This window comes from Micromonospora sp. D75 (genome assembly GCF_018070405.1).
GTDB classification, from domain to species: Bacteria; Actinomycetota; Actinomycetes; order Mycobacteriales; family Micromonosporaceae; genus Micromonospora; species Micromonospora chalcea.
Genome location: NZ_JAGPXV010000136.1, coordinates 1 through 11,041 on the forward strand (window position 1 = coordinate 1; position 11,041 = coordinate 11,041).

At 72.4% G+C, this 11,041-nt stretch carries 14 protein-coding genes; 9 read left to right on the forward strand and 5 right to left on the reverse strand.

Going from position 1 to position 11,041, the window contains the following annotated elements; all coding sequences use genetic code 11:
- Positions 1-47 precede the first annotated feature (47 nt).
- The gene (locus tag KBX39_RS11205; RefSeq protein WP_064448122.1) at positions 48-929 is read left to right on the forward strand and encodes an LLM class flavin-dependent oxidoreductase; all 882 of its coding nucleotides are present in this window, start codon (positions 48-50) and stop codon (positions 927-929) included.
- On the opposite strand, the gene KBX39_RS11210 is transcribed toward KBX39_RS11205, so the two are convergent.
- Both KBX39_RS11210 and KBX39_RS11215 read right to left on the reverse strand, forming a co-directional pair.
- On the reverse strand, positions 926-1,339 hold the full coding sequence (locus KBX39_RS11210) for an ASCH domain-containing protein (protein WP_069089157.1): 414 nt from the start codon (positions 1,337-1,339) through the stop codon (positions 926-928). The genes KBX39_RS11205 and KBX39_RS11210 overlap by 4 nt on opposite strands.
- Positions 1,340-1,378: 39 nt before the next feature.
- Positions 1,379-1,927, reverse strand: a complete 549-nt coding sequence (locus tag KBX39_RS11215; RefSeq protein WP_176722851.1) for a phosphoribosyltransferase family protein — start codon at positions 1,925-1,927, stop codon at positions 1,379-1,381.
- 160 nt (positions 1,928-2,087) lie between these two features.
- Between KBX39_RS11215 and KBX39_RS34050 the strand changes: the two genes are divergently transcribed.
- From KBX39_RS34050 to KBX39_RS11235, 4 genes are all read left to right on the forward strand, one after another.
- Positions 2,088-2,720 carry a septal ring lytic transglycosylase RlpA family protein gene (locus KBX39_RS34050; protein WP_069089158.1) on the forward strand — a complete coding sequence of 211 codons (633 nt, stop codon included), beginning with the start codon at positions 2,088-2,090 and terminating at the stop codon, positions 2,718-2,720.
- 68 nt (positions 2,721-2,788) lie between these two features.
- Complete coding sequence (locus KBX39_RS11225) at positions 2,789-3,916, forward strand: PP2C family protein-serine/threonine phosphatase (RefSeq protein WP_043327596.1); 1,128 nt, start codon at positions 2,789-2,791, stop codon at positions 3,914-3,916.
- Between the two features lie 116 nt (positions 3,917-4,032).
- The gene (locus KBX39_RS11230) at positions 4,033-5,889 is read left to right on the forward strand and encodes an acyl-CoA dehydrogenase (protein WP_043327595.1); all 1,857 of its coding nucleotides are present in this window, start codon (positions 4,033-4,035) and stop codon (positions 5,887-5,889) included.
- A gap of 185 nt (positions 5,890-6,074) precedes the next feature.
- Positions 6,075-6,344, forward strand: coding sequence for a DUF6458 family protein (locus tag KBX39_RS11235; RefSeq protein ID WP_013283345.1), 270 nt, complete (start codon positions 6,075-6,077; stop codon positions 6,342-6,344).
- Positions 6,345-6,353: 9 nt separating this feature from the next.
- Here the strand turns inward: KBX39_RS11235 and KBX39_RS11240 are convergent, their stop codons facing one another.
- A complete protein-coding gene (locus KBX39_RS11240; RefSeq protein WP_210870369.1) occupies positions 6,354-7,220 on the reverse strand; it encodes an aldo/keto reductase family oxidoreductase in 867 nt (288 codons plus the stop codon).
- Positions 7,221-7,348: 128 nt separating this feature from the next.
- On the opposite strand from KBX39_RS11240, the gene KBX39_RS11245 reads away from it, so the two are divergent.
- Complete coding sequence (locus tag KBX39_RS11245) at positions 7,349-7,759, forward strand: helix-turn-helix domain-containing protein (protein ID WP_043327593.1); 411 nt, start codon at positions 7,349-7,351, stop codon at positions 7,757-7,759.
- A gap of 3 nt (positions 7,760-7,762) precedes the next feature.
- Here KBX39_RS11245 and KBX39_RS11250 read toward each other — a convergent pair whose 3' ends face one another.
- Complete coding sequence (locus KBX39_RS11250) at positions 7,763-8,299, reverse strand: histidine phosphatase family protein (RefSeq protein ID WP_210870371.1); 537 nt, start codon at positions 8,297-8,299, stop codon at positions 7,763-7,765.
- A gap of 117 nt (positions 8,300-8,416) precedes the next feature.
- Here KBX39_RS11250 and KBX39_RS11255 point away from each other — a divergent pair, with 117 nt between their 5' ends.
- Positions 8,417-8,707, forward strand: coding sequence for a DUF6458 family protein (locus KBX39_RS11255; RefSeq protein ID WP_030500523.1), 291 nt, complete (start codon positions 8,417-8,419; stop codon positions 8,705-8,707).
- An 85-nt stretch (positions 8,708-8,792) separates the two neighbouring features.
- On the opposite strand, the gene KBX39_RS11260 is transcribed toward KBX39_RS11255, so the two are convergent.
- The gene (locus KBX39_RS11260) at positions 8,793-9,470 is read right to left on the reverse strand and encodes a hemolysin III family protein (RefSeq protein ID WP_030500524.1); all 678 of its coding nucleotides are present in this window, start codon (positions 9,468-9,470) and stop codon (positions 8,793-8,795) included.
- Between the two features lie 75 nt (positions 9,471-9,545).
- Here KBX39_RS11260 and KBX39_RS11265 point away from each other — a divergent pair, with 75 nt between their 5' ends.
- Both KBX39_RS11265 and KBX39_RS11270 read left to right on the forward strand, forming a co-directional pair.
- Positions 9,546-10,160 carry an allophanate hydrolase subunit 1 gene (locus tag KBX39_RS11265; RefSeq protein ID WP_069089162.1) on the forward strand — a complete coding sequence of 205 codons (615 nt, stop codon included), beginning with the start codon at positions 9,546-9,548 and terminating at the stop codon, positions 10,158-10,160.
- Positions 10,157-11,020 (forward strand): biotin-dependent carboxyltransferase family protein, encoded by an 864-nt coding sequence (locus KBX39_RS11270; protein WP_064447969.1) that lies wholly within the window; start codon positions 10,157-10,159, stop codon positions 11,018-11,020. Before KBX39_RS11265 ends, KBX39_RS11270 begins: the two co-directional genes overlap by 4 nt.
- Positions 11,021-11,041: the final 21 nt, after the last annotated feature.

The following is an 11,041-nucleotide window of genomic DNA, read 5'->3' on the forward strand; positions in this document are numbered from 1 at the left end:
CCGCGACCCGGGTCGGAGTGTCCGACCCGGGTCGTACCCTGGCGGGCATGCGAATCGGCATCGTGATCCTGCCTGACCAGCGCTGGTCGGAAGCACGCCGGCGGTGGGCCCAGGTGGACGAGTGGGGCTTCGACCACGCCTGGACCTACGACCACCTGGGTTGGCGTGACCTGGTCGACGGGCCGTGGTTCGACTCTTGGACGACGCTGACCGCGGCGGCCGGCGTGACGTCCCGGGTCAAGCTGGGGACGCTCGTGGCCTCGCCGAACTTCCGGCACCCGGTGGCGTTCGCCCGGCAGGTGACGGCGCTCGACGACGTGTCCGACGGCCGCGTGCTGCTCGGCCTGGGCGCGGGGGGCATCGGCTTCGACTCGGCGGTGCTCGGCGGCGAGACGCTTCCGCCCCGGCAGCGCGTGGACCGGTTCGCCGAGTTCATCGAGCTGCTCGACGCGATCCTGCGGGAGGACGGCACGACCTGGCGCGGGGACTGGTTCACCGCAGTCGACGCGCGCAACAACCCGGGGTGCGTCCAGCAGCCCCGGGTGCCGTTCGTGGTGGCCGCGAACGGTCCCCGCTCGATGCGGCTGGCCGCCCGGTTCGGGCAGGGCTGGGTGACCATCGGGCAGGGCAGCGACGACGTGGAGAGCTGGTGGCGGACGGTCACGGAGCTGTCCGAGCGGATGGACCGCACGCTGGAGCAGGCCGGCCGTGACCCGGCGACGCTGGACCGCTACCTCTCGCTCGACTCCGCTCCGATGTTCTCGCTGACCAGCGCCGACTTCTTCGCCGAGCAGGTGGCCCGGGCGGCCCGGCTGGGCTTCACCGACGTGGTGACGCACTGGCCCCGGGCCAGCAGCTGGTACGCGGGCGACGAGGCGGTGCTGGTGGAGGCGGCGGCGCTGCTGCCGGAGCTGCGCCGGGCCGGTTAGGTGCCGACGCTGCCCTCGGTGGAGACCACCCGGAACCGGAGGCAGACGATCCGGGTGTCGTCGGTGACCGGCGTGCCCTGCCGGGCCCAGTAGGCGCCGTGGCCCTCGCGCCACTCCTCGATCGACCTGTCGCCCTCGCCCTCGGCGCGGGCGAAGTCCCATGGCACGTCGGCGAAGCGCACCACCTCGACGCCTGTGACCTCCACGACGGCGACGAACCGGTCGTTGTCGTCGACCAGGACCAGTCGCTCGCCGACGTGCTCCAGTTCCTCGTTCTCGTCGTCGTACTCCTGCATCAGGCCGGCGGTGGCGGTCTTCACGCCGGAGAGCACGAGGGTGTTGAGCCGGGTGCGCAGCTCACCGGGCGTGCCGAGGGCGAGTGCGCGCAATCCACCGATGCGGGGCCACATGCCGCCGACGCTACGGCACGCTCCGCCACCGCCGGCGGCTCACGGCAGGTCGGCGCCGGTGATCAGGGCGCGCAGCCTGAGCCGCGCGGCGACCTCGGGCGGGCAGGTCGCGACGAGCGCGGCGGCGCCGACCAGGTCGGCCCCGGCGTCCCGGACGACCCGGCACAGCGCGTCGAGTTGCGCGCCGGTGTCGACCCAGTCGTCGACGAGCAGCACCCGGTCGCCGGTGCCGAGCCGCCTGCTGTCCACGCCGACCCGCAGCCGCCGGCCCCGGTAGTCGGGGGGTGTCTGCGCCCAGCGCGTCGGCCCGGCCCGGCGTCGCTCGCCGCCGTCCTTGTACGCGGGCAGGAAACCGGCTCCGGCGGCGACCGCGACGAGCGGGCCGAGCAGCAGCCCGGTCACCTCGGGCGCGATCACGACGGTCGGGCGGGCGTCCGGAAAGAGCCCGGCCAGCGCCGGGCCGACCTGGGCGAGCACCTCGGGGTCACGCCACCAGCCGGAGGTGTCGCTGACCAGGTGGGTGCTGCCGGGGCCGGGGTCGATCCACCGGAACAGCTCGACCAGGCGACGGTTCAGCACGGTTTCCATCCTCGGGGATCGGTGGGCCGTTCGGCCGATCGAGCGTGGCGTGATCGGCTACACGTACCGGGGTAAATACGGGCATAGCACCATGATCACGTTGACTTCGGAAGTGCTTCTCTCGTTACGGTCCGGGCCGGTTTGTTCAGTTGACGAAAGGACCGGGCCGGTGGCTGCTAGGCACCTTCGTACCCGCAAGTTCTCCTCGCCCGCCGCCATCGCCGCGACCGCGGCGGTCGGCGTGGCGCTCGCGGTCGGCGGTACCGTCGGCGCCGTGCGGCTCACCTCCGCCGAGCCGCCCGCCGAGCCGGTCGCGGTCGCGACGCTGCCCAGCACGCCCGCCCCCACCTCGGCGGCCCCCTCGCCGAGCGCGTCGGCCTCGCCGAGCGCGAGCCTCAGCCCGTCGCCGAAGGCCACCGCGAGCCCGAAGTCGAGCCGGACCCAGGCGGCCTCCCGGAGCAAGGCCCGGACCGCCTCCCCGTCGCCGACGGCGAAGAAGACCAGCAGCCCGAAGGTCGTGGACAGCGGCTCCTGCGGCGCGTCCTTCTACGCCGAGGGTCAGATGACCGCGAACGGCGAGTCGTTCAACCCGAACGCGCTGACCGCCGCGCACAAGACACTGCCGTTCAACACGAAGGTCCGGGTCACCAACCCGGACAACGGCAAGTCGGTGGTGGTGCGGATCAACGACCGGGGCCCGTTCATCGAGGGCCGGTGCCTGGACCTGTCCCGCGCCGCGTTCGCGTCCATCGCCGCCACCGGTCTCGGGCACATCCAGGTCCGGTACGAGGTCCTCGGCTGACCGTCCACTCGGCCAGAACTTCCACGGCCGACGGGCCAGGTTCATTCTCCCGTTCACGTCCATCAGGCATGCTGTCCGATGTACGCACGCAACCCTTCCAGCCGGGCCGTCGCCCGCTGAGCCCCGGATCCCGCGCCGGCCTCGGCGCGGCCCTCGGGCTGCTCGCGATCGTCGCCGCGGCGGAACTGGCCGACGGCCGTCCGGCGCACTACCTCGCGCTGATGGTCATCGCGCCGTTCCTGGCGGCGGCGCTGGCCTCCTGGCGGGTGGTGCTCGCGATGGGCGGGCTGGCCACCGCCGTCGGTGTCGCCTTCGCCCTCGCCGAGCGGGGCACCACGCTGGTGACCGCCGTGAACGTGACAGCCATCGCGGTGGGGACTGTCGTCGCCGCGGCCACGGCGGCGGTACGCCAGCGGCAGGTGGACCGGATCGCGGAGCTGTCCCGGCTCGCCTCGGTGGCCCAGCAGGCGGTGCTGCGCCCGCTCGGACCGCAGGTCGGCACGCTCGCGGTGGCCGCCCGGTACATCTCCTCCACCGCTACCGCCGAGATCGGCGGCGACCTGTACGAGGCGATGGACACCCCGTACGGCGTCCGCATGATCATCGGTGACGTCCGGGGCAAGGGGCTGGACGCGGTCCGCCTGGCCAGCATCGTGCTCGGCTCCTACCGGCACGTCGCGTACGAGCGGGCCGACCTGCGCGCGGTGGTGACCGACCTGGACCGCGCGGTGGCCCGCAACGTCGGCGACGAGGACTTCGTCACCGCGGCGCTGGTCGAGGAGCGCGGCGGCACCCTCACCATCGTCAACTGCGGGCACCCGCCGCCGTTGCTGCTGCGCCGGGGCGCGGTGATCCCGCTGGAGCCGCCCGCGCCCGCGCCGCCGCTCGGCTTCATGCCGGTGGTCCGGCCGCGCGTGGAGCGGCTGGAGCCGGGCGACCGGCTGCTGCTGTTCACCGACGGGCTGGGCGAGGCGCGCCGGGACGGCGAGTTCTTCCCCACCGCCGACCGGGCCTGGCGGCTGCTCGGCCACGGCACCGTCGCCGACGGGCTGGCCTCGCTGGAGACCGCCCTGGTCGAGTGGGTGCACGGCCGGCTCGACGACGACATCGCGCTGGTCCTGATGGAGTACGCGGGCCCGTACAGCGCCACCGCGACGCCGGTGCCGAGCTGGGAGGTCGGCGCCGCCGACGGATGAACGGGAAGTGTGTAATCGCTGTCACTTCCGAGATCCGCTTGTCGTTGCCTACCGGTGAGTAATACAGTCTGGAGTTACTGATCGGTAACACCTGTCCGGAAGCGGGGCCAGCGAGCATGACCCACTACAAGAGCAACGTGCGGGACCTCGAGTTCAACCTGTTCGAGGTATTCGGGGCGGACCGGACGCTCGGCCAGGCCCCGTTCACGGACCTGGACGTCGACACCGCCCGCAGCTTCCTCGGCGAGGTCGACCGCCTCGCCCGCGAGGACCTGGCTGCCAGCTACACGGACAGCGACCGCAACCCGCCGGTCTTCGACCCGGCGACGTTCACCGCGCCGCTGCCGGAGTCGTTCAAGAAGTCGTACAAGGCGTTCATGGACTCCGAGTTCTGGCGCCTCGACCTGCCGGAGTCCCTGGGCGGCACCAACGCCCCGCGTGCCCTCTGGTGGTCGCTCGCCGAGCTGGTGCTCGGCGCCAACGCCCCGATCTGGATGTACGCCTCCGGCCCGTCCTTCGCCCACGTGCTGCACGTCGAGGGCACCGAGGAGCAGAAGAAGTGGGCCCGGCTGTTCATCGACAAGCAGTGGGGCTCGACCATGGTCCTCACCGAGCCGGACGCCGGCTCGGACGTGGGCGCCGGCCGTACCCGCGCGATCCAGCAGCCGGACGGCTCGTGGCACATCGAGGGCGTGAAGCGCTTCATCACCTCCGGTGAGCATGACCTGAGCGACAACATCGTCCACTACGTGCTGGCCCGCCCGGTCGGCGTCGAGGGCGTCGGTGGCCCGGGCACCAAGGGCCTGTCGCTGTTCGTCGTGCCGAAGTACCACTTCGACGCCGAGACCGGCGAGCTGGGCGAGCGCAACGGCGTCTACGCCACAAACGTCGAGCACAAGATGGGCCTGAAGGTCTCGAACACCTGCGAGGTGACCTTCGGCGAGCACGGCGTACCGGCCAAGGGCTGGCTGCTGGGTGAGAAGCACGACGGCATCCGCCAGATGTTCATGATCATCGAGTACGCCCGGATGCTGGTCGGCACCAAGGCGATCGCCACGCTCTCCACCGGCTACCTGAACGCGCTGGAGTACGCCAAGAACCGGGTGCAGGGCGCCGACCTCACCCAGATGGCCGACAAGACCGCGCCGCGGGTGACCATCACCAACCACCCGGACGTGCGCCGCTCGCTGCTGCTGCAGAAGTCGTACGCCGAGGGCCTGCGCGCGCTCGTCTGCTACACCGCGACCTGGCAGGACAAGGTCACGATCGCCGAGGCGGCCGGTGACGAGAAGGCCACCAAGCTGGCGAAGCGCGTCAACGACCTGCTCCTGCCGCTGGTCAAGGGCGTCGGTTCGGAGCGGGCGTACGAGCTGCTCGGGCACGAGGCGCTGCAGACCTTCGGCGGCTCCGGCTTCCTCCAGGACTACCCGCTGGAGCAGTACGTCCGGGACGCCAAGATCGACACCCTGTACGAGGGCACCACGGCGATCCAGAGCCTGGACCTGATCTTCCGCAAGATCGTCCGGGACAACGGCAAGGCCCTGATGGCGGTCGCCGCCGAGATCCAGGAGCACATCACCTCCGAGGCCGGCAACGGCCAGCTCAAGGAGGAGCGGCAGGCGCTCGGCAAGGCGCTCGCCGAGATCCAGAACATCCTCGGCGTGATGACCGGCTGGCTGGGCGAGGCCCAGGGTGGCGACACCCGCGCCCTCTACAAGGTCGGCCTCAGCAGCCGCCGGTTCCTGCTCGCGATCGGCGACCTGGTGGTCGGCTGGCTGCTGCAGAAGCAGGCGGACGTGGCGCTGAAGGCGCTGGCCGGCGAGGTCTCCGCGGCCGACAAGTCCTTCTACACCGGCAAGGTCGCCGCCGCCCGGTTCTTCGCCCGCGAGGTGCTGCCCCGCATCGGCGCGGACCGGCGGATCATCGAGGGCACCGACCTGGAGATCATGGACCTCCCGGAGGAGGCTTTCTGAGCCCTTCCGAGGGCTTTCACCCCTGAAGCGTCACTCTCCCCCTCATGACGACGGCCGGCGGGCCCCCGCCCGCCGGCCGTCGTCGTGCGTGCGCCCCGGGCGGATAGGCGGCCCGGTGGCGGGTAACCGTCGCGGACCACGACCGGAGTACGCCCAAGGCCATCGCACGGGGGAGTGCAGCGCACATGGGCATTGGTAGCGCCATCTTTCTCATCGCGCTCGGCGCGATCATGACCTTCGCCATCCGGGCCAACGTCTGGTGGATCGACCTGCGCGCGGTCGGCTGGGTCTTCATCCTGGCCGGGCTGGGCGTCCTGCTGACCACGCTGTGGTTCTGGCAGGACCGCCGCAAGCGGGCCCGCACGCTCATCGTGGAGGAGAACCGGCTCTCGCATCCGACCGCGATGATGCCGCCGCCGCCCGACCCGCCGCCGCCGACGGCGCCGCCGTCCTGACGCCGCGTCTCAGCTGCCGATCCGGTCCAGCTCGGCGAGATCCTCGCCGGAGAGGGCCAGCCCGGCGCCGGCGACGTTCTCGCGCAGGTGCGCGACGGACTTGGTGCCGGGGATCAGCAGGATGTTCGGGGAACGGCGCAGCAGCCAGGCCAGGGCGACACCCATCGGTGTCGCCCCGAGGCGCGCGGCCACTGCCGACAGCGCCGAGGACTGCAGCGGGGTGAAGCCGCCGAGCGGGAAGTACGGCACGTAGGCGACGCCCTGCCGGGCCAGCTCGTCGATCAGGTCGTCGTCTGCGCGGTGCGCCAGGTTGTAGTGGTTCTGCACGCAGACGATGGGCGTGATGGCCTGTGCCTCGGTGACCTGTTCCGGCGTCACGTTGCTCAGGCCGAGGTGGCGGATCAGGCCCTCCCGCTGGAGCGCGACGAGCGTCTCCAGCGGCTCGGCGAGTGAGCCGGGCTGCGGGCCCGTGGCGTCGCCGAGCCGCAGGTTGACCAGGTCGAGCCTCTCCAGGCCGAGCGTCTCCAGGTTCTCCCGGACCTGCCGGCGCAGGCTGCGCGGGTCGCGCGCGGTGGGCCAGCCGCCCTGCTCGTCCCGGTCCGCGCCGACCTTGGTGACGACGTGCAGCGGCTCCGGGTACGGGTGCAGCGCCTCCCGGATCAGCCGGTTGGTGACGTACGGCCCGTACGCCGCGCTGGTGTCGATGTGGGTGATGCCGAGCGCGACCGCCTCGCGCAGCACCGCGAGGGCGCCGTCGTGGTCCGCCGGTGGTCCCATGACCCACTGGCCGGCGAGCTGCATCGCGCCGTAGCCGAACCGGGTCACGGTCAGGTCGCCCAGCGTCCAGGTGCCGCCGGGAAGGGTGGTGGGGGTCATGCGTGTACCTCTCGTCGTTACGCGACGCCGCCGGGTCGCGGCGGCCGTCCTCCACTATCGGGGTGTTACTTTCTCGTGGGAAGTAGGCACCTGAAAGTGCGTAGCTCACCGGGCGGCAGGAGCAGAAGATGAGCAAGGCCGAGTACGACGCGTTCCTGGCCGGGTGCCCCAGCCGGCAACTGCTCGACCGGATCACCGACAAGTGGGTCGCACTCGTGCTGGCCGCGCTGCGCAGCGACGGCTCACACCGGTTCGGGGCGGACTGCGCGGGCGACCCACGACCGAGGCGATACTCCGAGCTGTTCCGCACGCTGCCCGGGGTCAGCCAGAAGATGCTCACCCAGACGCTGCGCGCCCTGGAGCGCGACGGTCTGATCACCCGCACCGTCGAGCCGACAGTGCCGGTGACGGTCACCTACGAGATGACCGACCTCGGGTTCTCCCTGCACGAGATGATCCGCGGCCTGAAGTCCTGGGCGGAGGCGCACATGGACGACGTGCTCGCCAACCGGGCCGCGTACGACACCCGCGTCGGGTGAGCATCAGGCGCGGGCGGTGTGGCCGCCGGTGATCGGCGCGGTTCCCGGCCCGAGGTCGGCCCAGCGGGTCGTCGGCCGGTGCACCACAAGGTCACTGGTCCGCAGCCCGTCCGGGTCGGCCCGCTGCGGGTCGAGCAGCGCCGACAACAGTGAGATCCCCGGATTGTGGGCGACCAGGAGCACGGTGCCGGCGGTCGGCTCGACGGTCCACAGCAGCTCCAGCAGCTGATCCGGAAGCGCGTCGTACGCGCTCGCCTCGTACCGCACCGCGGGCGCCGAGCCCGCCGGACCGCTCTCCGTCGGCGAACCGCTCATGCCCATCGCCGCGTCGTGCCAAGTCTGCCGGGTACGCCGGGCGGGCGAGCAGAGCACCACGTCGGGGAGCAGCCCGTGCCGGGCCAGCCAGGCCCCGGCGGTGGCCGCGTCGGCGTGCCCCCGCGCGGTGAGTGACCGCTCCACGTCCGGGAGGTCCCCGGACGGCTCGGCCTTGGCGTGCCGCAGCAGCACCAGCGTCCGCTGCCCGTTCCTGCCGTCCGTCATACCGCCCAGCTTGCCTGATTGACGATCAAAGCGCCTGGGTATGTCGATGTGTGCCGCTACCTCATCCATGGCCGCGGCGGGCAGGAAACGCCAGCAGGACGCCAAGGAGGCGACGTCATGGGCATCGGTGCCAGCATCTTTCTCATCGCGCTCGGCGCGATCTTCGCGTTCGCCGTCGACGCCAATCTGGGATGGCTGAACCTCAACGTGGTGGGCTGGGTGCTCATGCTCGCCGGCGTCGCCGGCCTGCTCACCACGCTCTACTTCTGGAACAGCCGCCGCCGGGTCGTGGCCGCGCCGGTGCGTGAGCGGGTCGTCGCCGAGCCGGTCGCACCGGTGCGGGAGGACCGCGTCGTACGCGAGGAGTACCGCGAGGTGCGTGGTCCGGGCTCGGGTTACCCGGCCTGATCCCGTACCCCCGAACCCGAGGGCCCCGCAACGGCGCGGGGCCCTCGCGCGTGTCCGGGGCCGGTCCGGCGCGGCGCGGCTCGGCTCAGGCGAACAGGGCGAAGTAGATCGCGATGTGGTGGCAGATCGCCGCGACGAGCGTGCAGGCGTGGAAGAACTCGTGGTGGCCGAAGACCGTGGGCCACGGGTTCGGGCGGCGCAGCGCGTAGAACACCGCGCCCACGCTGTAGATCGCGCCGCCCACCGCCAGCAGGACCAGCGCGGTGACGCCGCCGGAGTGCAGGATCTGCGGCAGCATGGCCACCGCTACCCAGCCGAGCGCGAGATAGAGCGGGGCGGAGACCCAGCGCGGCGCGTGCGGCCAGATCAGCTTCACCGCCACGCCCGCGATCGCGCCGCCCCAGACCAGGCTCAGCATGATCGTGGCCTGCCGGGTGTCCAGCAGCAGCGCGCAGAACGGCGTGTAGGTGCCGGCGATGAACACGAAGATCATCGAGTGGTCCATCCGGCGCATGATCTGGTAGCCGCGTTCGGACCAGACCCGCCGGTGGTAGAGCGCGCTGGTGCCGAACAGCCCGCACACGGTGAAGCTGTAGATCAGGCAGCTCACCAGCGGCGCCCAGCCGGGACGGCCGGCGGCGATCGAACAGAGCACGATGCCGCAGACGAGAGCGGCGAAGAACGCGTATGCGTGCAGCCAGCCGCGCATGCGCGGCTTCCCGATGTCGGCCGGCCGGAGCCGGAACGGTGCGGATGTGGTCACGTCAACAGGTTACGACAGCGTAGGTTACTTGCAAGTAGTGTGGACCGTCACGTCAGCCGACGGGAGGATGACCGGATGCGGATCCGGCCGGTCGGGACCCACGCCCTGCTGCTCGACTGCGACGACCCCGAGCAGGTCGAGGCATGGCGGGCCGAACTGTGGCACCGGCGCGCGAGCGGCGAGCTGACCGCCACCGAAATCGTCCCGGGCGCGGTCACCGTACTGCTCGACGGCGTACCGGACCCGTCGGCCGCCGCCGACCGGATCGCCGGCTGGCGGCCCCGGACCGGCGGCCCCGGCGCGACCACCGCCGAGGTCCGGGTGCCAGTCGTGTACGACGGCGAGGACCTGCCGCGCGTCGCCGCCCACTGGGACACCGACGTGCCCGCCGTGATCGACCGGCTGCGGCGTACCGAGTTCCGGGTCGCGTTCTGCGGATTCGCGCCCGGGTTCGCGTACCTGACCGGGCTGCCGCCCGAGCTGGCAGTGCCCCGGCTCGCCACACCGCGTACCCGGGTGCCGGCCGGCTCGGTCGCGCTCGCCGGCCCGTACGCGGGCATCTACCCCGCCGCGTCACCCGGCGGCTGGCTGCTGGTCGGCCGGACCGACCTGCCGCTGTTCGACGTGCACGCCGACCCGCCGGCCCGGCTCACCCCCGGCACCCGGGTCCGGCTGGTCGACACGCCGTGATCGAGGTACTGCGGGCCGGGGCGCTCACCACCGTGCAGGACCAGGGCCGACCGGGGTGGGCGCACCTCGGCGTACCCCGCTCCGGCGCGCTCGACCCGGCCGCCCTGCGCCTGGCCAACCGCCTCGTCGGCAACCACGAGCACGCCGCCGGGCTGGAGATCACCATGACCGGCTGCGTGCTGCGCTTCACCCGGGCCGTCGCGCTCGCGCTCACCGGTGCCCCGGCCGACGTGGCCGTCGAGTGGCCGGCCGGGGACACCCGGCCGGGCGACGTGGGACTGCCGCTCGCACTACCGGCGGGCGCGGTGCTGCGCGTCGGACCGGCCCGGGCCGGCGTACGCACCTGGCTGGCGGTCAGCGGCGGAATCACCGTCGAACCGGTGCTCGGCAGCCGATCCACCGACACGCTCTCCGGGCTCGGGCCGCCGCCGCTGCGCGACGGGGACCGGCTGCCACTCGGTACCGCGGACGGTCCATCCGCTCCGGTCGACCTCGCCGTCACCCGGCCGGTCCCGGACGAACTGCGGCTGACCGTACGCCCCGGCCCCCGGCAGGACTGGTTCAACCCGCAGGCGCTGGACCTGCTGTGCGGCACCGCGTACACGGTGAGCCCGGACAGCAACCGGGTCGGCGCGCGGCTGGCCGGCGCGGCGCTGCCCCGCGCGGTCGCCGGCGAACTGCCCAGCGAGGGCCTGGTGCTCGGCGCGGTGCAGGTCCCGCCGGACGGCCAACCGCTGGTCTTCCTGGCCGACCACCCCACCACCGGCGGCTACCCGGTCGTCGGAGTGGTGGACGACGTGACAGCGCTCGCCCAGGCCCGGCCAGGCACTACGGTGACGTTCCATGGACCTCAACGCTGACCTCGGCGAGGGATTCGGAAG

What these genes read in the sequence shown, in the direction of transcription:
- KBX39_RS11245 (WP_043327593.1), top strand. Translation starts at nt 7,349, where the DNA reads ATGAGCAAGGCCGAGTACGACGCGTTCCTGGCCGGGTGCCCCAGCCGG.
- KBX39_RS11255 (WP_030500523.1), top strand. Translation starts at nt 8,417, where the DNA reads ATGGGCATCGGTGCCAGCATCTTTCTCATCGCGCTCGGCGCGATCTTC.
- KBX39_RS11240 (WP_210870369.1), bottom strand. Translation starts at nt 7,220, where the DNA reads ATGACCCCCACCACCCTTCCCGGCGGCACCTGGACGCTGGGCGACCTG.
- KBX39_RS11225 (WP_043327596.1), top strand. Translation starts at nt 2,789, where the DNA reads ATGCTGTCCGATGTACGCACGCAACCCTTCCAGCCGGGCCGTCGCCCG.
- KBX39_RS11250 (WP_210870371.1), bottom strand. Translation starts at nt 8,299, where the DNA reads ATGACGGACGGCAGGAACGGGCAGCGGACGCTGGTGCTGCTGCGGCAC.
- KBX39_RS11215 (WP_176722851.1), bottom strand. Translation starts at nt 1,927, where the DNA reads ATGGAAACCGTGCTGAACCGTCGCCTGGTCGAGCTGTTCCGGTGGATC.
- KBX39_RS11235 (WP_013283345.1), top strand. Translation starts at nt 6,075, where the DNA reads ATGGGCATTGGTAGCGCCATCTTTCTCATCGCGCTCGGCGCGATCATG.
- KBX39_RS11210 (WP_069089157.1), bottom strand. Translation starts at nt 1,339, where the DNA reads ATGTGGCCCCGCATCGGTGGATTGCGCGCACTCGCCCTCGGCACGCCC.
- KBX39_RS11230 (WP_043327595.1), top strand. Translation starts at nt 4,033, where the DNA reads ATGACCCACTACAAGAGCAACGTGCGGGACCTCGAGTTCAACCTGTTC.
- KBX39_RS11205 (WP_064448122.1), top strand. Translation starts at nt 48, where the DNA reads ATGCGAATCGGCATCGTGATCCTGCCTGACCAGCGCTGGTCGGAAGCA.
- KBX39_RS11265 (WP_069089162.1), top strand. Translation starts at nt 9,546, where the DNA reads ATGCGGATCCGGCCGGTCGGGACCCACGCCCTGCTGCTCGACTGCGAC.